Annotated in this window: 19 protein-coding genes and 2 tRNA genes; 15 read left to right on the top strand and 6 right to left on the bottom strand. The window is 70.4% G+C overall.

Annotated features, from left to right (window positions below):
• Nucleotides 1–23 precede the first annotated feature (23 nt).
• Together DN051_RS30990 and DN051_RS30995 are read right to left on the bottom strand one after the other, a co-directional pair.
• Nucleotides 24–584, bottom strand: a complete 561-nt coding sequence (locus DN051_RS30990; protein WP_053759801.1) for a CGNR zinc finger domain-containing protein — start codon at nucleotides 582–584, stop codon at nucleotides 24–26.
• A gap of 863 nt (nucleotides 585–1,447) precedes the next feature.
• Entirely contained in the window at nucleotides 1,448–1,861 is a 414-nt protein-coding gene (locus DN051_RS30995) for an SsgA family sporulation/cell division regulator (protein ID WP_004002642.1), read from the bottom strand.
• A 191-nt stretch (nucleotides 1,862–2,052) separates the two neighbouring features.
• Here DN051_RS30995 and DN051_RS31000 point away from each other — a divergent pair, with 191 nt between their 5' ends.
• The 8 genes from DN051_RS31000 to DN051_RS31035 all read left to right on the top strand — a co-directional run bounded on the left by DN051_RS31000 (nucleotide 2,053) and on the right by DN051_RS31035 (nucleotide 7,642).
• Nucleotides 2,053–2,505 carry a TIGR02611 family protein gene (locus tag DN051_RS31000; protein WP_053759802.1) on the top strand — a complete coding sequence of 151 codons (453 nt, stop codon included), beginning with the start codon at nucleotides 2,053–2,055 and terminating at the stop codon, nucleotides 2,503–2,505.
• A gap of 97 nt (nucleotides 2,506–2,602) precedes the next feature.
• A tRNA-Val gene (locus DN051_RS31005) sits at nucleotides 2,603–2,674 on the top strand.
• Between the two features lie 465 nt (nucleotides 2,675–3,139).
• The gene (locus DN051_RS31010) at nucleotides 3,140–4,444 is read left to right on the top strand and encodes an ABC transporter substrate-binding protein (RefSeq protein ID WP_425471683.1); all 1,305 of its coding nucleotides are present in this window, start codon (nucleotides 3,140–3,142) and stop codon (nucleotides 4,442–4,444) included.
• Nucleotides 4,444–5,415 carry a carbohydrate ABC transporter permease gene (locus tag DN051_RS31015; RefSeq protein ID WP_053759804.1) on the top strand — a complete coding sequence of 324 codons (972 nt, stop codon included), beginning with the start codon at nucleotides 4,444–4,446 and terminating at the stop codon, nucleotides 5,413–5,415. Before DN051_RS31010 ends, DN051_RS31015 begins: the two co-directional genes overlap by 1 nt.
• Complete coding sequence (locus DN051_RS31020; protein WP_053759805.1) at nucleotides 5,412–6,287, top strand: carbohydrate ABC transporter permease; 876 nt, start codon at nucleotides 5,412–5,414, stop codon at nucleotides 6,285–6,287. Before DN051_RS31015 ends, DN051_RS31020 begins: the two co-directional genes overlap by 4 nt.
• Nucleotides 6,288–6,294: 7 nt before the next feature.
• The gene (locus tag DN051_RS31025; RefSeq protein WP_053759806.1) at nucleotides 6,295–6,885 is read left to right on the top strand and encodes a hypothetical protein; all 591 of its coding nucleotides are present in this window, start codon (nucleotides 6,295–6,297) and stop codon (nucleotides 6,883–6,885) included.
• Nucleotides 6,886–7,084: 199 nt separating this feature from the next.
• The gene (locus DN051_RS31030; protein ID WP_053759807.1) at nucleotides 7,085–7,531 is read left to right on the top strand and encodes an SRPBCC family protein; all 447 of its coding nucleotides are present in this window, start codon (nucleotides 7,085–7,087) and stop codon (nucleotides 7,529–7,531) included.
• A gap of 39 nt (nucleotides 7,532–7,570) precedes the next feature.
• Nucleotides 7,571–7,642: transfer RNA gene (locus DN051_RS31035), tRNA-Val, on the top strand.
• Between the two features lie 46 nt (nucleotides 7,643–7,688).
• Here DN051_RS31035 and DN051_RS31040 read toward each other — a convergent pair.
• Nucleotides 7,689–8,414 carry a 3'-5' exonuclease gene (locus DN051_RS31040; protein ID WP_053759808.1) on the bottom strand — a complete coding sequence of 242 codons (726 nt, stop codon included), beginning with the start codon at nucleotides 8,412–8,414 and terminating at the stop codon, nucleotides 7,689–7,691.
• Nucleotides 8,415–8,584: 170 nt separating this feature from the next.
• Here DN051_RS31040 and DN051_RS31045 point away from each other — a divergent pair, with 170 nt between their 5' ends.
• From DN051_RS31045 to thrS, 3 genes are all read left to right on the top strand, one after another.
• Nucleotides 8,585–9,151, top strand: a complete 567-nt coding sequence (locus DN051_RS31045; protein WP_053759809.1) for a DUF4365 domain-containing protein — start codon at nucleotides 8,585–8,587, stop codon at nucleotides 9,149–9,151.
• Complete coding sequence (locus DN051_RS31050) at nucleotides 9,148–10,362, top strand: hypothetical protein (protein WP_112440046.1); 1,215 nt, start codon at nucleotides 9,148–9,150, stop codon at nucleotides 10,360–10,362. Before DN051_RS31045 ends, DN051_RS31050 begins: the two co-directional genes overlap by 4 nt.
• Before the next feature lie 90 nt (nucleotides 10,363–10,452).
• Entirely contained in the window at nucleotides 10,453–12,429 is a 1,977-nt protein-coding gene (thrS, locus tag DN051_RS31055; RefSeq protein ID WP_053759811.1) for a threonine--tRNA ligase, read from the top strand.
• A gap of 35 nt (nucleotides 12,430–12,464) precedes the next feature.
• Here the strand turns inward: thrS and DN051_RS31060 are convergent, their stop codons facing one another.
• Nucleotides 12,465–13,124: a potassium channel family protein gene (locus tag DN051_RS31060; protein ID WP_112440048.1), complete on the bottom strand. Its 660-nt coding sequence runs from the start codon at nucleotides 13,122–13,124 to the stop codon at nucleotides 12,465–12,467.
• 67 nt (nucleotides 13,125–13,191) lie between these two features.
• Here DN051_RS31060 and DN051_RS31065 point away from each other — a divergent pair, with 67 nt between their 5' ends.
• Nucleotides 13,192–13,752, top strand: a complete 561-nt coding sequence (locus tag DN051_RS31065; RefSeq protein ID WP_053759813.1) for an HIT family protein — start codon at nucleotides 13,192–13,194, stop codon at nucleotides 13,750–13,752.
• Between the two features lie 41 nt (nucleotides 13,753–13,793).
• On the opposite strand, the gene DN051_RS31070 is transcribed toward DN051_RS31065, so the two are convergent.
• Both DN051_RS31070 and DN051_RS31075 read right to left on the bottom strand, forming a co-directional pair.
• On the bottom strand, nucleotides 13,794–15,455 hold the full coding sequence (locus DN051_RS31070; protein ID WP_112440049.1) for a hypothetical protein: 1,662 nt from the start codon (nucleotides 15,453–15,455) through the stop codon (nucleotides 13,794–13,796).
• 266 nt (nucleotides 15,456–15,721) lie between these two features.
• Nucleotides 15,722–17,917 carry an elongation factor G-like protein EF-G2 gene (locus DN051_RS31075; protein WP_053759815.1) on the bottom strand — a complete coding sequence of 732 codons (2,196 nt, stop codon included), beginning with the start codon at nucleotides 17,915–17,917 and terminating at the stop codon, nucleotides 15,722–15,724.
• 221 nt (nucleotides 17,918–18,138) lie between these two features.
• Between DN051_RS31075 and pgsA the strand changes: the two genes are divergently transcribed.
• Genes pgsA through DN051_RS31090 form a run of 3 tightly spaced genes read left to right on the top strand, consistent with a single transcriptional unit; the run spans nucleotide 18,139 to nucleotide 21,028 of the window.
• Nucleotides 18,139–18,936: a phosphatidylinositol phosphate synthase gene (pgsA, locus tag DN051_RS31080; protein ID WP_381282254.1), complete on the top strand. Its 798-nt coding sequence runs from the start codon at nucleotides 18,139–18,141 to the stop codon at nucleotides 18,934–18,936.
• Nucleotides 18,933–19,871 (top strand): phosphatidylinositol mannoside acyltransferase, encoded by a 939-nt coding sequence (locus DN051_RS31085; protein ID WP_053759817.1) that lies wholly within the window; start codon nucleotides 18,933–18,935, stop codon nucleotides 19,869–19,871. Before pgsA ends, DN051_RS31085 begins: the two co-directional genes overlap by 4 nt.
• On the top strand, nucleotides 19,868–21,028 hold the full coding sequence (locus DN051_RS31090; protein ID WP_053759818.1) for a glycosyltransferase family 4 protein: 1,161 nt from the start codon (nucleotides 19,868–19,870) through the stop codon (nucleotides 21,026–21,028). Before DN051_RS31085 ends, DN051_RS31090 begins: the two co-directional genes overlap by 4 nt.
• Nucleotides 21,029–21,155: the final 127 nt, after the last annotated feature.

Here is a 21,155-nt window from a genome sequence, read left to right on the forward strand (position 1 = left end):
CTGCCGTACGACTCGGCCCCTGGTCAGCCGGCCGCTTCCTTGCGCCGGGCTCGGTACGCGGCGACGTGCAAGCGGTTTCCACAGGTGCGGCTGTCGCAGTAGCGACGGGAGCGGTTGCGGGAGAGATCGACGAAGGCGTGTCGGCAGTCCGGAGCCTCGCAGCGCCGCAGCCGCTCGCGCTCCCCGGCGACCACGAAGAAGGCCAGCGCCATCCCGCAGTCCGCCGCCAGATGATCGGCGACCGAGGCGCCCGGGGCGAAGTAGTGGACATGCCAGTCGTAGCCGTCGTGGTCCGTCAGCCGGGGTGTGGTGCCGGCCGCGGCCACCAGATCGTTGATCATTCCGGCCGCGATCCGGCCGTCCTGCGCCGCGAAGATCGCGGCGAACCGGCTCCGGATCTTGCGCACCGCCGCGAGGTCGAACTCGGAGAGGACTCCGACATCGCTGATCTTGTGGCCGCGCACGAAGTCCGCGAGAGCCGCGACGTCCGGCAGCCCGTCCGGAGTCGTGTCGTCCTCCGGGGCGGTGTTCACCAGATCGACCACAGTGTCGAGCGCGCACCGGGTGTCGTGGGTGATCAGCACGTTTCGCTCCCTGGCCTGGGGGTCGGGCGAGCGCCCGCCGATGCTGGCCGATGGTAGTGGCTCGCGGAACCGCGCCCACTGCCGCGGGCCGACCGAATCCACCTGCCCTTAGAACGCCGACCCGCCATCCTGCGGTTCCCGAGCGGGTGCGGATGGTGACGGCGGGTGCGTGGAGGGACGGAGTTCGCCCTCCCCGGTCACATCCGACGCAGGAGCCGTCACCGTCGGTCGAGGGGTGGCGGTTCGCGTGTCCTGTGCCGCGGAGGGGGTGATGCCGAGCCGCGGCGCCACGGCCGGGCGGCGGGTGCAGCCGTGGGCGTCACGGCCACGGGGCGGCGGAACGGGTGAGGGCAGTCAGCGGCGTGTGACGGTCTGTGACGATCCCGCGTGCTGTTATGTGCCGGTTCGTGGCGGTGCGTGGCGGCGGGAGGCGGGCACGAGGGGCGGCGGTGGGTGCCGGGGGCGCAGCGGCGGGGCCGCCGCGCGGGTGCGAGCACCGCCCGCGAAGGGGCAGCCCACCACGCGCGTGCAGGCATGGCCGTACGGGCCCCACGCGGGTGCGGTCGTGGACTTGCGCGCCCTCACACGGGTGTGGTTGCACGCCTCGACGCGGGTGCCGGCGTGGACAGCGCAGCCCACCCCACGGCGGCTCCGTCGGTCCGTGGCCCACCGGTGGCCCACCGGAACCGCGCCCCACCACGCGGCGGGGAGCGCCGTCCCGGCCCCGGTGCCCCGCGCCGGAAACGGGCGCACCGACACCGCCCCCTGGTGTCACGGCGGCGGTGTCGGTGTGTGCCGTATGCGGTTGTGGCCCGAGCCGTCTCCCCGAGTGGACGGCGCCGGGCAGCTCAGTGGGGCTTCGCCTAGCTTTCCGCCAGGATGTGCGAGAGCTCCTGATCCAGATCGAAATGCCGGTGCTCGGTGCCGGGTGGCACGGCGGCGTCGGTTCGCTTCAGAAACGACTCCAGGGCCCGCGCCGGGGCCTCGAGCAACGCCTCCCCCTCCGGGGAGCTCAGGGCGATGCAGACAACGCCCTGACCATGACTGCGCGACGGCCAGACACGGACGTCGCCGGTGCCGGTGGGACGGTGAAGCCCCTCGGCGAGGAGGTCGCGGGCGAACACCCACTCGACGGTCTCCTCGGCTCCGGTGTGGAAGGTGGCGTGCACGGCGTAGGGGTCGGCCGTGTCGTACCGCAGGCCTGCGGGGACAGGCAGGGAGGACTCGCTCGACACAACGAGGCGCAGGTGCAGCTCGCAGCTGACCGTGGTGTTCATAAGCGCCAGGGCCTTTCGCTCAGTGTGCGCTCGGGGATTCGCACGTCGGCGAAATCGACATGCCACCTACGGTGCCGTTGTAAACCCCTCTGAGTGTTTTGCGTGTGTTTACGTAACTCTTCCGGCCGAGAACCTGTTCGCCAGATGCGCCCATTTCGGTGACTGGATTCGGTCCGGTAGGGTTTGGCCGTATGAACACGGGGAGTGACAAGCCTGGCGAGGTAGCCGTGGCGATGAACCACACGACGACGGGCGGCGAGCCGGCCGAGCGCGCGCTCGGTTCCCGGGCACCGGAATTCATCAAGGCGCGGCGCCTGCTGCATGTGAGCTGGCAGGTCGGCGTCTTCCTGGTGGGTCTGGCGGTGGTGGCCACCGGCATCGTGATGCTGCCTCTGCCGGGGCCGGGCTGGGTCGTGATCTTCGGCGGCATGGCGATCTGGGCGACCGAGTTCGTCTGGGCGCAGTTGGTTCTGCGCTGGACCAAGCGCAAGGTCACCGAGGCGGCCCAGCGGGCCCTCGATCCCAAGGTGCGGCGCCGCAACATCATCCTGACGTCGATCGGGCTCGTGATCGTGGGCGCGCTTCTCGCCGTGTACCTGTGGAAGTTCGGCCTCGTGATGCCGTGGAAGATCGAGAACCAGTGATCCACCGGCCCGCGAACGGCCCGCGGGAAGGGCGATCGGACCCGCTGACAGCGGTCACGGGCACCCCCTGACATGGGGTAATGTTCTTCCTGCGTCCGGGCGATTAGCTCAGTGGGAGAGCGCTTCGTTCACACCGAAGAGGTCACTGGTTCGAACCCAGTATCGCCCACCCGGCACGGCGGCCCACCTGCGAGACAGCAGGTGGGCCGCCGTCGTGTGCGGCCAGGTTCGCCGTCGCGGCGGTGCTGACCACGGCCACGTGCACGCCCGCTCTCGGGGGCGCCGGAACCCTCCGTCCCGGAGTCCCGGCCGCCCTCCTGAGGCCCCGGAGCCCTGGCCGCCCTCCTGGAGTCCCGAGCCCCGGCCGCCCTCCCGAGGGTCCATGTCCCCTCCGGCGGATTTCAGCCTCACGCCACATCCGTACGGCACCCCGCCCACCACCCGATCGGCCGAACGTGACCACCCCACCTGCGGAGTCGGCTCGTCCGTCCGGTCGACGGGTGCGCGGGCCCGGTGGATCACCGGATCGCGTGCCGAGAAATTCCTGTCCGAATCATTGACGCACCCCCGACCCCTCCGTACGTTGTGCCGGAAAGCGCTTACTTGAATCGATTCATGAACCATTGGCGAATTCATGAGGAGGGGCCTGGCCGTGGGCAGCGGAAATGTCGAGAGGCGCACGATCCTGAAAGCGGCCGGGGCCTCCGCGGCCGCGCTCGGGCTGGCCGCGACGACGGGTTGCGGTGGTGACGGAGGTGCGTCGGCCGACGGGACGGTGACGATCCGTTACGCGTGGTGGGGTGCCGAGGAGCGGACCAAGCGCATCAACCGGACCATCGCGCTCTTCGAGAAGAAGTACCCGAAGATCAAGGTCGAGACGGACTTCCAGGATTATGTCGCCTTTTGGGAGAAGTTCCAGACGCAGGCGGCCGGTGGAAATCCGCCGGATGTATTCCAGAACTCCGTCGCCTTTCTCCGCAAGTACGACAAGCGTGGCGTGCTGCTCGACCTCAAGTCCCAGGTGGACGCCGGGAATCTGAGCATGGACAACTTCCGTGCGGGCGTCGAGAAGGTCGGCCAGGTGGACGGCAAGCAGCTCGGCATTCCCGTCGGCTCCAACACGATGTCACTCGTCATCGACGAGAAAGTCTTCGAAAAGGCCGGTGTCGAGCCGGCGCAAGGCTGGACCTGGGACGACTACTTCGCCGCCCTGGAGAAGATCCGCGACACGCAGAAGGTCGCCGGCGACACCGGCTACTTCGGGATCATGTACCTGTACGACCTCCGGCTGCGGCAGAACGGCAAGGCGTTCTTCACCGACGACGGACTCGGCTTCGACGAGGCCGATCTGACGGAGTGGTGGACCGACGCCTACAACCGCGTCAAGGCGGGGATCGTCACCGACCCCAAGAAGGTCGAGCAGATCAAGCCGAAGTCGGCGCTGGCCTCCGGTGACGGGGCGTCGGAGTTCACCTGGGACAACTTCACGGTGCGGTACACCACGGAGGGCGACAGCACCTACGGGCTCGCGCCGATCCCGACCACCGACGGCAAGCAGACCGGCCAGTACCTCTCGTCGCTGATGCTGAGTGCCTCCGCGCGGACCGAGCACCCCGAGGAGGTCGCGCAGTTCATCGACTTCATGGTGCACGACCCCGAGGTCGGCAAGATCATGGGCTACGACCGCGGAATCCTCGCCACCAGCGAGCAGTTCGACGCCTACCAGCCGGCCGACGCTCCGCAGAAGGCCATCGCGCAGTACGAGAAGGACGTCGCCGAGGCAGGGGTGCTCGGCGCCATCACTCCGCACCCGGCGGGCGCCGACACCGTGGAGGCGGCCTTCCTGCGCATCGCGGGCGACATGGCCCTGGGCAAGACCAAGGTCTCCGACGCGGTGAAGCAGTTCTTCTCCGAGGCCGAGACCGCCCTCGCGGCCTGATGGGAACGGCAGTGACGACGATCGTCAACGACTCCCCGCCGCTCGTGCCGGAGAAGCGTCCCGCTTCCGCGGCCGGGGCCGGGCGGCGGGGCCGCCGGGAGAACGCCGCCGGCTATCTGTTCATGTCGCCGTGGATCGCCGGCTTCCTGCTGCTGACGGCGGGGCCGATGGTCGCCTCGCTGTATTTCGCGTTCACGGACTACAACCTCTTCACCTCACCCGAGTGGGTCGGCTTCGACAACTTCACGAAGATGCTGGACGACCCCCGCTGGCAGAAGTCGGTGGAGGTGACGGCGAAGTACGTGGTCATCGGCACACCGCTGAAGCTGCTGCTGGCGCTGGGGGTGGCTCTGCTGCTCGCGCAGAGCCGCCGCGGGCAGGGGTTCTACCGGGCCGCGTTCTACGCGCCGTCGCTGATCGGGGCGAGCGTGTCGGTGGGCTTCGTATGGCGTGCGCTGTTCTCCGACGACGCGATCGTGGACCGTACCCAGTCGTTGTTCGGGACGGATGTCGGCGGCTGGGTCGGAGACGCGGACTGGATCCTCTACTGCCTGGTCGCGCTGACCGTCTGGCAGTTCGGGGCGCCCATGGTCATCTTCCTGGCCGGGCTCAAGCAGGTGCCGAGGGAGCTGTACGAGGCGGCCGCGGTGGACGGCGCGGGGCCGCTGCGGCGGTTCTGGAACATCACGCTGCCGATGATCTCCCCGGTGCTGTTCTTCAACGTGCTGCTGGAGACCATCCACTCGTTCCAGATCTTCGGATCGGCGTACGTCGTCTCCAACAGCAGCTGCGGACCGGCGGACGCCACCCTCGTCTACACCTGCTACCTGTACCAGAAGGGCTTCAAGGAGGCCCAGATGGGCTTCGCCTCCGCGATGGCCTGGATGCTGCTGCTGGCCGTCGCGCTCGTGACGGCGGTCCTCTTCTGGTCCCAGAAGCGATGGGTGCACTACGAGGAGGCCGCCCGATGAGCACGACCTCGCCCGTCACCAAGGCGCCCGGCCCCGGCCGCGGGCACGCCGCCTCCCTCGTCTGGCACGCCGGCGCCCTGCTGGTCCTCGCCGTGGTGCTGTACCCGGTCGTCTGGGTCGTCGGGGCCTCGTTCAAGCCCAGCCGCGAGATCATCGCCGGCCTGGACCTGTTCCCGACGAGCCCCATCCTCGACAACTTCAGGGGCCTCGCCGACGGCATCGCCGACATCTCCATCGCGACCTTCTTCCAGAACTCCCTGTTCTACGCCCTCGGGTCGGTCGCGGGCATCCTCGTCTCCTGCTCGCTGACCGCCTACGCCTTCGCCCGGATCAGGTTCGCCGGGCGCAACCTGATGTTCTCCGTGATGATCGGCACCCTGCTGCTGCCGTATCACGTGCTGCTGATCCCGCAGTACGTGATGTTCCAGAAGATGGAACTGATCAACACCTATGTGCCGCTGCTGGTCGGCAAGTTCCTGGCCACCGAGGCGTTCTTCGTCTTCCTCATGGTGCAGTTCATGCGCAACCTGCCGAGGGAACTCGACGAGGCCGCCCGGATCGACGGCTGCGGACACCTGCGGATCTACTGGTCCATCGTGCTGCCGCTGTGCAGGCCCGCGCTGATCACCAGCGCGATCTTCACCTTCATCAACGCCTGGAACGACTTCATGGGCCCGCTGATCTACCTCAACGAGCCCGGCAAGTACACCGTCTCCCTCGGCATGATGATGTTCCGCGACCAGGAAGGCGTCGCCAACTACGGCGGCATGATCGCCATGTCCCTGGTCGCCCTGCTCCCCGTGCTCCTCTTCTTCCTCGCCTTCCAGCGCCATCTGATCGACGGCATGGCGACCTCGGGTCTGAAGGGGTGACGCGGTGATGGCCGAGGCACGGGTCAAGGCCCGCCGCGAGTCCCCGTTCGCCGAGCGGTTCGCGGTGTTCGCCGAGTGCCTGCTCACCGGTGTCTGGATCGCGGTGGCCTCGCTGGGAGTCGTCACGTATCCGGCGGCGTTCGCGGCAGGCGCCCGGCATCTGCGCAGGCGCGCGGCGCACCGGGGCGGCGGATGGCGCGAGTTCGCCGCCGACTTCCTGGCCGCGGCGCGCAGAGGCTGGCTGGTCGGGGCGGCCGGCTGGGCCGCGCTGGTCGCCGTATGGGTGGACGTCCAGGCCGCGCGGGCGGGGATTCCGGGCGGTCCGCTCGTCGGGGCCGTCGGGCTGACCGCGCTGATCGGCGCCTGTGTCGCGGGACTGCGCGCCGCCGCGTCCTGGACGCCCGACGCCCGCTGGCGCGCGCTGCTCGCGGGCGCGGGACGGCGGACGGTCCGTGATCCCGCCGGTTCCTTCCTGATCGTCGGCGGGCTGTTCGTCGTCGCCTGCTCCGGATGGTTCGTCCCGCCGCTGGCGGTTCCCGTGCTGGGGGCCGTCGCGGCGGCGGCCGTCGCCGTGGAGGAGCGGTACCGGCACCGCTGACGATGCGTCAGGCCGGTGCCGCGGCAGTTCCCGCGCGGCGGCGGATGCCGTCCTGGGCCGTACGGCAAGAGCGCCGCCGCACGGGCGGCGGCGCTCGATCAGGAGTGTGGTGCACGTCACCCGCGCCGCCATGAGTACGCGTACTCAGAAAGTACTCGGATCCGGTGCGGGAATGTCCCCGTATGGGCAGACTCCGTACATGGACTGGACTCATTACCGGTTCCGCACCCTGTGGTCCCTGCCCGCCCCGCCGGCCACCGTCTACCAGGTGCTGGAACGGCCCGAGGACTACCCTCGCTGGTGGCCGCAGGTGCGCGAGGTTCACCGCGTTGACGACACGACCGGGCTGATCCGGATCCGGTCGCTGCTTCCCTACGACATGACCTTCACCGTGCGCGAGGCGAGCCGTGATCCGGCCGCCGGCGTCCTGGAGGTCCGGATGTCCGGTGACATCGAGGGACGCGCCCGCTGGACGGTCGCGCCCGCGGAGCGCGGCTGCCGCGTCCGCTACGACCAGGTGGTCGACGTGCGCAAGCCGTTGCTCAGGCGGTTCGCCGTGCCGGGCCGGCCGGTCTTCCGGCTCAACCACCGGCTGATGATGCGTTCCGGACGACGCGGACTGCGCGCGTACCTGGCAGCGGTTTGAAGGAAACCCGCCGACACCTGTATTGTTCAGTGCGTTCCCGGGCGATTAGCTCAGTGGGAGAGCGCTTCGTTCACACCGAAGAGGTCACTGGTTCGAACCCAGTATCGCCCACCGGGAAAAGCCGGTCCGCCACAGCGGGCCGGCTTTTTTGTGCCGCTCATGCCGCCGCCGGCAGATCCGGGCGCAGCGGCCACGCCGGGTCCACCGCCTCCTCGCTGCCGCTGCGGGCGAACCACGCCTGGAGACCACGCGCCTGTGCCGCGTGCCACACCGCCTGGAGCGGGTGCAGTTCGGCCGGTGTCAGGCGCGCCAGCCGCGACGGGAAACGGCGCCCTATGGCCCGGATGACCTCCAGCGAGGCCAGCGCGTCGGCCGACGCCTCGTGCGCGCCCTCCAGAGTGACGCCGTAGTGCTCGCACAGATCGGTCAGCGTGCGGCGGCCCTTGCGGTAGCGGTCCAGGTGTTTGTCCAGGACGCGCGGATCGAGCACCAGCAGCGGCACCGTCTCGAACCAGTGGCCCAGCGACGAGGCCCGGTGCCGCCGCAGTTCGCGATCGAGCAGCGTCAGGTCGAACGGCGCGTTCATCACCACCAGTGGGCGGCCCGCCGCCGCCTGTTCGGCCAGCCCCACGGCTATCTCCTGCATCACCGGCGCCGGCCAGCGGCCGTGGCGGGCCAGATGATCCTCCGTCAGCCCGTGCACCGCGGTCGCCGCGGCGGGCACGGGCACACCCGGGTTGACCAGCCAGTGACTCACCCGGGGCCGCGCGCCGGGTGCGTCCTGGACGACGAGGGCGGCCGACACGATCCGGTCGGTCTCGACGTCCACGCCTGTCGTCTCCGTGTCGAATGCCGCCAGAGGGCCCTCGTACCAGCACGTCATACGCACACAACTCCTCGTTCACCCACGGCAGCTGACGCACCGTCTTCTGCCCGTTTGGTGATACCCGGGCTGTTTGCGCCGTACGCCGGGGGGAGACAACAGAAGTACGGGTCCGCGCAGTTCAGCGACCCGGCACGGGGACATCACTTTGCTTGGAAGGCTGCTCGGTCATGGCGATAGCGCAGCCCGAGCGGGGCGGGCTGCTGCCCGAACGCACGGGCCCTCATCGCGGTTCCCTCGCCACCACCGCCTGCATGGAGACACTGCAGGTGGGCTATCTGCACGCGGTCGCCGCCGCCGCGGGCTGCTCCCTCTCCCAGCCCTTTCCGGACAACGGGATCGACTGGCACGTCAGCCACAGCGCGCCCGGCCACACGGTCGACGACGAGGTCACCATCAAGGTGCAGCTCAAGGCCACCTACCAGATCGCGCCCAACCCGCCGGGGCGCTCCTTCTCCTTCACCCTCGACAACGACCATCTGAGAAAGCTCGCCCGCACCCCCGTCTCGGTGCACAAGATCCTCGTCGTGATGCTCGTCCCGCGGTCGCAGGACGACTGGCTGCGCGCCAGCCACGACCGGCTCGACCTCAGACACTGCTGCTACTGGATCAACCTGGCCGGACACGCCGTCTCCGGCCGGCACCGGACCAACGTCCGCATACCGACCTCACGGATCTTCGACGACCGGGCGCTGTGCGAGATCATGACGCGGGTCGGGACGGGAGGCAGACCATGACGCATCGCCCGCTCGACGAGGCGGCCGGGCCCGTCAGGCCGCACCCACAGGGCACATGGCACGAGCCGCCCGAGCCCGGCCAGGTCGACCCGGCCGTGCTCGGCGCCCTGCTGCGCAGGCACGGCTGGCAGCGGCGCGGCGGCGCCGCCGGACGCTACGGCCGCTGGACGCCGCCCGGCCCCGCCGGCCACACCACCAGCCTGCTCGTGCCGGAGAGCCGCGCCTTCCCCGACAGCGACGACCTGCTCGGGGAGGCGCTGATCGCGCTGTCCCGCAGCGCGTCGCCCTCCGCGCGCGAGGTACTGGTCGGGCTCACCGTGCGCAGCGACGAGATCCGCTGGTGGCGGGACGTGCCCACGGGACCGGGCGGGGCGGCGTCCTGGTCCGTCGAGGAACAGCTGCGCACCGCCGCCCGCCAGATGCTGCTCGCCGGTGCCCTCGCCACACGCGCGCGTGCCGGCTACTACGGCACCCGCCACCGGCGCTCGGCCGGCGCGATGCTGGAAAGCGTCCTGGTCGGCGCCGCGACCGGCGGCCGCCGCCTCACCGCCTTCGTGCCCCTCGGCACGGGCCGCCCGCTCGCCGTACGCCTCCACCAGGCGCTCTACGCGGCCCGTGAGGCCATCGACTACCAGCGGGCCACCGGCGGCATGGACGCCTTCGACGCCGCCGTGGAGGCGGGGGTCAGCCGTGAGCTCACCGAGGCGCTGGTCACCCTGGTCCGGGGGACGGAGGGCGCCCGCGTCGCCGTCGAGTGGGCGCCGGGCGCCGAAGCCCCCGTGGGCGGTGCCGCGCCCGGCGAGGCGGTCGAGTTCTCCCCGGGCGACCTGCCGGTGCTGCGCGAGGCCGGGGCCCGCTATCTGCGCACGGAGCCGTCCGTACCGGTGCGGGTCACCGGCGAGGTGATCCGTATGCGCCGGTCGGAGCGGCGCGGCGAGGGCACCGTCCGGCTGCGGGTGCTCGCCGGTGCGGAGATCCCGCACGTCCGGCTGACCCTGGACGAGGAGGACTACCGCATCGCGGGCCAGGCCCACCTCGTCGGGCTGCCGGTGCGGGTGCACGGGCGGCTGGAGAGCCGCGGCGGTTTCCGCAGGCTGACCGGCGCGTCTGGTGTTGTACCGGTGCAGGTGGACGAGGCGGAACGGGACCGGCTGATGAAGTCGCTGCAGGAGAATCTCGACTTCTTCGAGGAGGCGTGCAGCGGGGACTGATTTCGCGGAGGTGGGCCCCGGGTCGGTACGATCCCCTATTGCGCGCGCTCTCGGTACGGCGCCGCATCCACCTTCAGTCAGGAGAGACCGGTGTCAGACGTCCGTGTGATCATCCAACGCGATTCCGAGCGGGAAGAGCGCACGGTGACGACGGGCACGACGGCCGCCGACCTCTTCGCGGGCGAGCGTTCGATCATCGCCGCGCGCGTGGGCGGCGAGCTGAAGGACCTGTCGTACGTGCTCTCCGACGGGGAGGAGGTCGAGGGCGTCGAGATCTCCTCCGAGGACGGTCTGAACATCCTGCGCCACTCCACCGCCCACGTCATGGCGCAGGCCGTGCAGGAGATCTTCCCCGAGGCCAAGCTGGGCATCGGCCCGCCGGTCAAGGACGGCTTCTACTACGACTTCGACGTCGAAAAGCCGTTCACGCCCGAGGATCTCAAGGCCATCGAGAAGAAGATGCAGGAGATCCAGAAGCGCGGTCAGCGCTTCTCCCGCCGTGTCGTCACCGACGAGGCCGCCCGCGAGGAGCTGGCCGGCGAGCCGTACAAGCTGGAGCTGATCGGCCTCAAGGGCTCCGCCTCGCACGACGACGGCGCGGACGTCGAGGTCGGCGCCGGCGAGCTGACGATCTACGACAACCTGGACGCCAAGACCGGCGAGCTGTGCTGGAAGGACCTCTGCCGCGGTCCCCACCTGCCCACCACCCGGCTCATCCCGGCGTTCAAGCTGATGCGCAACGCCGCTGCGTACTGGCGCGGCAGCGAGAAGAACCCGATGCTCCAGCGCATCTACGGCACCGCCTGGCCGTCCAAGGACGAGCTGAAGGCGTACCTGGACTTCCTCGCCGAGGCCGAGAAGCGCGACCACCGCAAGCTGGGCAGCGAGCTCGACCTGTTCTCCGTCCCGGAGCAGATCGGCTCCGGCCTCGCCGTCTTCCACCCCAAGGGCGGCGTCGTCCGCCGGGTCATGGAGGACTACTCGCGGCGCCGCCACGAGGAGGAGGGCTACGAGTTCGTCTACACCCCGCACGCCACGAAGGGGAAGCTGTTCGAGACCTCGGGCCACCTGGACTGGTACGCCGACGGCATGTACCCGCCCATGCAGCTCGACGAGGGCGTGGACTACTACCTCAAGCCCATGAACTGCCCGATGCACAACCTGATCTTCGACGCGCGCGGCCGGTCCTACCGCGAACTGCCGCTGCGCCTGTTCGAGTTCGGGACGGTGTACCGGTACGAGAAGTCCGGCGTCGTGCACGGCCTGACCCGGGCGCGCGGCTTCACCCAGGACGACGCGCACATCTACTGCACCCGTGAGCAGATGTCCGAGGAACTGGACAAGACGCTCACCTTCGTCCTCGGTCTGCTGCGCGACTACGGCCTGACCGACTTCTACCTCGAGCTTTCCACCAAGGACCCGGAGAAGTTCGTCGGCTCGGACGAGGCCTGGGACGAGGCCACCGAGACGCTGCGCCAGGTCGCCGAGAAGCAGGGCCTGCCGCTGGTGCCCGACCCGGGCGGCGCCGCCTTCTACGGCCCGAAGATCTCCGTGCAGACCAAGGACGCCATCGGCCGCACCTGGCAGATGTCGACCATCCAGCTCGACTTCAACCTGCCGGAGCGCTTCGACCTGGAGTACACCGCCGCCGACGGCACCAAGCAGCGCCCGGTCATGATCCACCGCGCCCTGTTCGGCTCCATCGAGCGGTTCTTCGCGGTGCTCCTGGAGCACTACGCCGGCGCCTTCCCGGCCTGGCTCGCCCCGGTCCAGGCGATCGGCATCCCGATCGGCGACGCCCACGTCGACCACCTGGAGAAGTTCGCCGCCGCGGCCAGGAAGAAGAGCCTGCGCGTCGAGGTCGACTCCTCCTCGGACCGTATGCAGAAGAAGATCCGCAACGCCCAGAAGCAGAAGGTGCCCTTCATGGTCATCGCGGGCGACGAGGACCTGTCCAACAACGCCGTCTCCTTCCGCTACCGCGACGGCTCGCAGGAGAACGGCATCCCGTTCGACGAGGCCATCGAGAAGATCGCCAAGGTGGTCGAGGAGCGGACCCAGGTCTGATCAGGCGTCCACCGTCACGACGGCCCCCGGGAGGATCACCTTCCCGGGGGCCTTTCGTCGCCCTCGCGGGCGAAGGTCTGCATGAGCCAGGACGAGAACGATCCCGTGACCGCGCCGAGCAGGGCCAGCCCGCCGGCCATCATGGCGGTCGCGATCACCCGGCCGAGCGTGGTCACCGGGACGATGTCGCCGTAACCGACCGTGCTCAGCGTGGAGCAGGCCCACCACACCGCGTCCCCGAAGGTGTGCATCGTGGAGCCCGGCGCATCGCGTTCCTGCTGGTAGACGGCGAGAGCGCCGGAGAAGCCGAGCAGCAGGGTCGACAGCCCGGCGTAGGCGATCACGCGCGCGTACAGCGAGAGGCGGGGCTGCCCGCGCCCGTGCTGGACGGCGTCGTACAGCGGCACGATGCGCAGCGGGCGCAGCAGCGGCAGGACGACCACGACCGTGTGCAGCACATGCGTGGTGGCGTAGCGGAGGAAACGCTGCCCGCTGAGGCGCCAGCGCACCGTGTAGTCCAGGGCGAACGTCACCCACAGGGCCAGCAGCACGAACGCGCACAGGTCGCGCCAGCCGGACGGCAGGCCGACGGCCAGGACGCGGGTGGCGTAGGCGGCCAGGAAGAGCAGCGACGCGAGGAAGAGGGGGATCTCGGTGCGCTGCTCCCAGCGGGCCGCGGTGCTGTCGTCGTCCACCGGCCCAGCTTGACCGGTGACGGGCTTCCCGCCGCCCCGGCGACACGCCCCGAACGGGCGAAGCCATATGCTGCACTGCATGACGAGTGAGCCGGAGCAGCAGATCGGAGTGGGGACGCAGGACGCGTTCCAGCGCCTGTGGACGCCCCACCGGATGGCCTACATCCAGGGCGAGAACAAGCCCACCGGTCCGGGGGCCGACGACGGCTGTCCCTTCTGCTCCATCCCGGCCAAGTCCGACGAGGACGGATTGGTCGTCCGGCGCGGTGAACAGGTGTACGCCGTGCTGAACCTGTACCCGTACAACGGCGGCCACCTCATGGTCGTGCCGTACCGGCACGTCGCCGACTACACGGATCTGACCGAGCCCGAGACGGTCGAGCTGGCGGCGCTGACCAAGCAGGCGATGACGGCGCTGCGCACCGCGTCCGGGGCGCAGGGCTTCAACATCGGCATGAACCAGGGATCGGTGGCGGGGGCGGGGATCGCCGCCCACCTCCACCAGCACATCGTGCCCCGCTGGGGCGGTGACACCAACTTCATGCCCGTGGTCGGGCACACGCGTGTGCTGCCGCAGTTGCTGGCCGACACGCGCAAGATGCTGGCGGAGGCCTGGCAGAAGGCGTGAGCGGTGCGGCGTCCCCGCCGCACCGCCCCGCGAGTGCGGGCCTACGCGTCGTACAGGTCGGCCTTGCGCGGTGACGCGTCCTGCACGGACGTGCTGAGGAACGCGGAGCGGGTGCCGAACTTCTCCGTGTCCACGCCGTTCTCCGTCAGCACCCGGATCGCCGCCGAGTGCACCACCCGCAGCACCGGTGTCGCCGCGCGCAGGGCGTCGTCCGCCATGAAGCGGTGGCGCCAGGGCTTGTCGGCCCAGGCATGCCGCAGACCGAACGGCTCGGGCAGCGCGAGGGTGCCGCCGAGCCAGTTCAGCAGCGGGGGATACCAGGTCAGCGGCGCCCGCGCCGCCAGCCGCACCACCTCGTCGGTGTCGACCAGCGGCAGCTTCACCGTCCGGTTCTCCCAGCGCTTCAGCGACTTCTGCACCGACTTCTCCTTCGCCTCCGGCTTGGAGGTGAACAAGGAGTGCACGGGCCCGAGCGCGTGGCCCGTGACCTCGATGCGCAGTGTCTCGTACAGCACGGTCACCGTGATCAGCATGGTGATGACCAACTGCCCGTCCCACAGCGTCCACTGCACGCCCAGGTAGTGCCGGTCACCGCTGCCGAACTGCTGCTTGTTGCAGATGTCCTGTATCGCGTGCGACTTGACCTGGTACGCCTCGACGTCGGTGCCCTCCGGGCGGGACACCGCGCCCGCGTTCTCCCCGATCGGCGAGACGATCCAATGGCGTATCGACGGCTTGGGGAAACCGCCGGTGTTCAGCGGGCCGCGCTCCAGCATGCGCAACTGGTCGTGAATGGAGCGGATGACGTCCCAGCTGCGGAAGGGATGGATCTCCCGGTCGGCGTCGGCCGGCTTCAGATCCTCGGCGAGCTGCCAGCTGCCCCAGCGGGTGCCCATGCCGAGTATGCCCTTGGGGCCCGCGTAGAAGACGGAGTTCGACTGCTGCTCCGCGCTGAGCCGGGCCAGGGACTGGCGCAGCTGCTCGGCAGCGGTCTCGCCGGGGCTGCTGGGCACCGCCTCGGGCACCTTCGCGCCGACGCTGCTGCCCGACAGCAGACTGTCCCAGCGCTCCCGCAGGTCCTTCGCGGTGCGCTCGCAGATCTGCCTCGCCCAGAACCAGCCGATCACCGGCAGGACCACCGACCCGCGCGCGTACCACGCCCAGAAGCCCGTGAAGGGCATCCGGAGCAGGAAGATCACGGCGAGCGCGCCCACCGCGACGAGCAGCGTGGTCGCGAGCGTCGAGGCCCGCTTGTCCTCGCGCTTGGCGATGGTGGAGCGCAGCGTGAACACCAGCAGCCACACCAGCAGCCCCGGCAGGAACAGCAGCCCGCACACGACCATCACGATGCTGAGCAGGTTGTCGCGCTCGCGGCGGATGCGGTTGGCGGCCAGGCAGTGCTCGACGACCGCCTGCGGCTCGGTGCCGAAGGACTGGATGAGCGGCTTGCGGCCGGAGCCGAGCATGCGGTCGACCACGGCGCGGGAGAAGGCCTCACCGAGATTCGGCCGGAAGATCTTCGCCCACTTCTGGCCGGCGTTCACCTTCGACTGGTGCCACTCGCTGTTGGCCTTGAGTATCTCCTCGACCTCGTTGTCCCGATAGGCCGCCGAGGCCAGCGCGAACGTCGCCGTCTGCCCCTCGTCGCCCGTGCGCGGTACCTGCGGCCCGAAGATGTCCGCGTAACCGCTGTCAACGGTCATTCCCGCCCCCGATCGCCGCCACTGTCGCTCCTGCGGCCTTCCCGACTTCCGTGCTGCGCACACCTGTTGATCAGGTCATCAGCGTATCCGCAGGCACCGACATGCGAGGGCTCGGGGCAAAAGCCGTCCGGCGGCACACGGGGCGACGCCGCGCACGGTCCGCCACGGAGACTGCCGCGCAAGCCACTTGCGCGCTCCTGCGCACCGAACACGCGCCGCCCCGCGCCTGTTGCGCGCTCTCGGGCGGGCGGGACTCTCGAAACGCGCTAGGCCTCCTGCTCCTGCTTCCGCAGTCGCTCGGCGACCTGCGACGGCATCGGTTCGTGCCGGGCGTAGCGACGGTTGAAGCGCGCCGTGCCGTGCGACAGCGAGCGCAGGTCGACGGCGTACCGGCCGATCTCGATCTCCGGTACGTCCGCGCGGATCAGGGTGCGTCCGCCGCCGGCCTGCTCGGTGCCCAGCACCCGGCCGCGCCGTCCGGACAGGTCGCTCATCACCGCGCCCACGAAGTCGTCGCCCACCAGGACGCTGACCTCGGCGACCGGTTCCAGGAGATGGATCCTCGCGTCGGCCGCGGCCTCCCGCAGCGCGAGCGCGCCGGCCGTCTGGAAGGCCGCGTCGGAGGAGTCCACGGAGTGCGCCTTGCCGTCGAGCAGCGTCACGCGGACGTCGACGAGCGGATGGCCCGCGGCGACTCCCTTCGCGGCCTGCGCGCGTATGCCCTTCTCCACCGACGGGATGAACTGGCGCGGTACGGCGCCGCCGACGACCTTGTCGACGAACTCGATCCCGGAACCGCCCGGCAGCGGCTCCACCTCGATCTCGCAGATCGCGTACTGCCCGTGCCCGCCGGACTGCTTCACGTGCCGGCCGCGTCCGCCGGAGCGGTCCGCGAAGGTCTCCCGCAGGGACACCTTGTGGGGCACGACGTCGACCTGGACGCCGTACCGGCTGCGCAGCCGTTCCAGGGCGACGTCGGCGTGCGCCTCGCCCAGGCACCAGAGCACCACCTGATGGGTGTTCTGGTTCTGTTCGAGCCGCATCGTCGGGTCCTCGGCGACCAGCCGGGCCAGGCCCTGCGAGAGCTTGTCCTCGTCCGGCTTGCTGTGCGCCTGGATGGCCAGCGGGAGCAGCGGGTCGGGCATGTCCCAGGGCTCCATCAGGAGCGGGTCGTCCTTGGCCGACAGGGTGTCGCCGGTCTCCGCGCGGTTCAGTTTCGCGACGCACGCGAGGTCGCCCGCGACGCAGTGCGACACGGGGCGCTGCTGTTTGCCGAACGGCGTGGACAGGGCGCCGACACGTTCGTCGACGTCGTGGTCCTCGTGACCCCGGTCCGTCAGCCCGTGCCCCGAGACGTGCACGGTCTCGTCCGGGCGCAGCGTCCCGGAGAAGACCCGCACCAGGGAGACCCGGCCGACGTACGGGTCGGACGAGGTCCGTACGACCTCGGCGACCAGCGGTCCGTCCGGATCGCAGGTCTCCAGCCGGCGTGGCTTGCCGTCGACCGTGGTGACGCTGGGCGCCGGATGCTCCAGCGGGGTCGGGAAGCCACGGGTGATCAGTTCCAGCACCTCGACCGTGCCGATGCCCTGCCGGGCGCCGTCGGTCGCCGGGGCGGCCGCGAGGACCGGGTGGAACGTGCCGCGCGCCACGGCCCGCTCCAGGTCCTCCACCAGCGTCGTGAAGTCGACCTGCTCACCGGCGAGATACCGGTCCATGAGGGTCTCGTCCTCGCTCTCGGCGATGATCCCCTCGATCAGCCGGTTGCGGGCCTCGTCGATCAGGGGCAGCTCGTCCTCGCCCGGGTCGGACTCCTTGCGCTCACCGGAGGCGTAGTCGATCAGCTTGCGGGAGAGCAGGCCGGTCAGTCCGGTCACCGGCGCGTGCCCGTCCGGGCCCTGCGCGCCGTGCAGCGGCAGGTACAGCGGCAGCACCGCGTCCGGGTCGTCCGCCCCGAAGGCCTCCGCGCAGACCCGGGTCATCTCGTCGAAGTCCGCGCGGGCGGCCTCCAGGTGTGTGACGACGATGGCCCGCGGCATACCGACGGCCGCGCACTCCTCCCACACCATGCGGGTCGAGCCGTCCACGCCGTCCGACGCCGAGACGACGAAAAGGGCCGCGTCCGCCGCTCGCAGACCGGCCCGCAGTTCCCCGACGAAGTCGGCGTATCCAGGAGTGTCGAGAAGGTTGATCTTGATGCCGTCCCATTCCACCGGCACCAGGGAGAGCTGCACCGAACGCTGCTGCCGGTGCTCGATGTCGTCGTAGTCGGAGACGGTGCCGCCGTCCTCCACCCGGCCCGCCCGGTTCACCGCCCCCGCGGTCAGCGCGAGAGCTTCCACCAACGTCGTCTTGCCCGATCCGGAGTGGCCGACCAGCACCACATTCCGCACGGACGTGGGATGGTCGGCCGCCACTGCCCTGCCGGCGGCTCCGGGGTGTGCATTCGCCTTGTCGCCCATGGCCTTGCCTCCCGTGCACGGTGAGGTGTGTGGGCACGGACGTGCGGAACCCGCGTGCGAGGCGGCTCCTGCGACGCCCGCGATCCTTCGAGCTTTCCACTCTCGTCACGGTGCGTCCATACAAAGGACGCGAACCCGCCGTACACCGGTGGTTGCGGGCCGTCGACCGGATCTCCGCTCGACGGGCCTCCGGGCGTCACCCACGCGCACGCGTGGCTACGATGGGCCAGCCGGTACGGCCAGCAGGGGCCGCCCGGCGACAGCGACCCATCGGGAAGGCCATGCTGAACAAGTACGCGCGTGCATTCTTCACGCGTGTCCTCACACCGTTCGCCGCGTTTCTCATCCGCCGGGGCGTGAGTCCCGACACGGTCACGCTGATCGGCACGGCGGGTGTGATGGCGGGCGCACTGGCCTTCTACCCCCGGGGCGAGTTCTTCTGGGGCACGGTCGTGATCACACTGTTCGTGTTCTCGGACCTCGTCGACGGCAACATGGCCCGCCAGCTGGGCCGCACCAGCCGCTGGGGCGCGTTCCTGGACTCCACCCTGGACCGGGTGGCCGACGGCGCGATCTTCGGCGGCTTCGCCCTGTGGTACGCGGGCGGCGGCGACGATCTCGCCCTGTGCGCCGTGGCGATCTTCTGCCTGGCCAGCGGCCAGGTGGTGTCGTACACCAAGGCCCGCGGCGAGTCGATCGGTCTGCCCGTCGCGGTCAACGGACTGGTCGAACGCGCCGAGCGGCTCGTGATCTCGCTGGTCGCGGCCGGTCTCGCCGGACTGCACGCCTTCGGCGTCCCGGGCATCGAGATCCTGCTGCCGATCGCGCTGTGGATCGTCGCCGTGGGCAGCCTGATCACCCTGATCCAGCGGGTCGTCACGGTCCGCCGGGAGTCCGCGGAGGCGGAGGCCGCCGCAGGGCAGCATCCGGACGGCCCGCAGAACCCGGGGGCCGCCGGGAACGCGAAGGGCGGCAGAAGCGCGCAGAATGCCTCTCAGGGGAGGGAGGCGGCGAAGTGAGCGCTCAGGAGCGGTTGACGGACGTGCTGTACGGCCTCGGCTGGAGCACGGTCAAGCGGCTTCCCGAGCCCATGGCGGTACGGCTCGGCACCACCGTGGCCGACCTGGCCTGGAAACGGCGCGGCAAGGGTGTCCTGCGGCTGGAGAGCAACTACGCGCGCGTGGTGCCGGACGCGACCCCCGAGCGCCTCGCGGAACTGTCCCGCGCGGGCATGCGCTCCTACCTGCGCTACTGGATGGAGTCCTTCCGGCTCCCGGCCTGGAGCGCCGAACGCGTCGAGAACGGCTTCGAACCCAAGGACCTGCACCATCTGACGGACGGCCTCGCGACCGGCAGGGGCGTCGTTCTCGCGCTGCCGCACCTGGCCAACTGGGACCTGGCCGGCGCCTGGGTCACCACGAAGCTCCGGACCCCGTTCACCACGGTCGCCGAGCGTCTCAAGCCGGAGTCGCTGTACGACCGCTTCGTCGCCTACCGCGAGGGCCTCGGCATGGAGGTCCTGCCGCACAGCGGCGGCACCGCCTTCGGCACCCTGGCCCGGCGGCTGCGCGACGGCGGCCTGGTCTGCCTGGTCGCCGACCGCGACCTGTCCGCCTCCGGGGTCGAGGTCGACTTCTTCGGCGACACCGCGCGCATGCCGGCCGGCCCGGCGCTGCTGGCCCAGCAGACCGGAGCCCTGCTGCTGCCGGTGACGCTCTGGTACGACGACTCACCCGTCATGCGGGGCCGCCTGCACCCCCCGATCGAGGTGCCCGAGTCAGGCAACCGGGCCGAGAAGACGTCTGTGATGACACAGGCGCTGGCAGACGCCTTCGCCTCGGGCATCGCCGACCATCCGGAGGACTGGCACATGCTTCAGCGCCTGTGGCTGAAGGACCTCGACCCCGCCAAGGGTCCCGGGGCCCCGGCAGCCCCCGAGAAGGGCACCGCGTGAGGATCGGCATCGTCTGTCCGTACTCCTGGGACGTGCCGGGCGGCGTCCAGTTCCACATCCGTGATCTCGCCGAGTACTTCATCCGCCTCGGGCACGAGGTCTCCGTCCTCGCGCCCGCCGACGACGACACCCCGCTTCCGCCCTACGTCGTCTCCGCCGGCCGCGCGGTCCCGGTGCCGTACAACGGCTCGGTGGCCCGGCTGAACTTCGGGTTCCTGTCGGCGGCCCGGGTGCGGCGCTGGCTGCACGACGGCGAGTTCGACGTGATCCACATCCACGAACCCACCTCGCCGTCGCTGGGCCTGCTGGCCTGCTGGGCGGCGCAGGGTCCGATCGTCGCCACCTTCCACACGTCCAACCCGCGCTCGCGCGCGATGATCGCCGCCTACTCGATCCTCCAGGCCGCGCTGGAGAAGATCAGCGCCCGGATCGCGGTGAGCGAGTACGCCCGCCGCACCCTGGTGGAGCACCTGGGCGGGGACGCGGTGGTCATCCCCAACGGGGTCGACGTGGACTTCTTCGCCGAGGCGGAGCCGAACCCCGAGTGGCAGGGCGACACCATCGGCTTCGTCGGCCGTATCGACGAGCCCCGCAAGGGCCTGCCGGTGCTGATGAAGGCGCTGCCCGCGATCCTGGCCGAGCGGCCGCAGACGCGACTGCTGGTGGCCGGCCGGGGCGACGAGAAGGAAGCGGTGGAGTCCCTCCCGGCGCCGCTGCGCTCCCGGGTGGAGTTCCTCGGCATGGTGAGCGACGAGGACAAGGCCCGTTTCCTGCGCAGCGTCGACCTGTACGTGGCCCCCAACACCGGCGGCGAGAGCTTCGGGATCATCCTGGTCGAGGCGATGTCGGCGGGCGCACCGGTGCTCGCGTCCGACCTGGACGCCTTCGCGCAGGTCCTGGACCAGGGGGCGGCGGGCGAACTGTTCGCCAACGAGGACGCGGACGCGCTGGCCGCGGCTGCGCTGCGCCTTCTCGCGGACCCGCGGCGCCGCGCGGAACTGCGCGAGCGCGGCAGCGCCCACGTCCGCCGCTTCGACTGGTCGACGGTCGGCGCGGACATCCTGTCCGTCTACGAGACGGTGACGGCCGGCGCGGCGGCGGTGGCCGCGGACGACCGCTCGGGCTTGCGGGCGCGCTTCGGCCTGGCCCGGGACTGAGCCCCGTCCCGAGCGGAACGGACCGACGGCCGCCGTCGGTGTGGCTTTGCATGGAATCGGCCTGAATTCCTGCCTTGCCTCCCCGGCGGGGCGAGGGGCCCGGAATGCAAAGAGGATTTTGCTTGCC

It is taken from the genome of Streptomyces cadmiisoli (assembly GCF_003261055.1).
In the GTDB taxonomy this organism is placed as follows: domain Bacteria; phylum Actinomycetota; class Actinomycetes; order Streptomycetales; family Streptomycetaceae; genus Streptomyces; species Streptomyces cadmiisoli.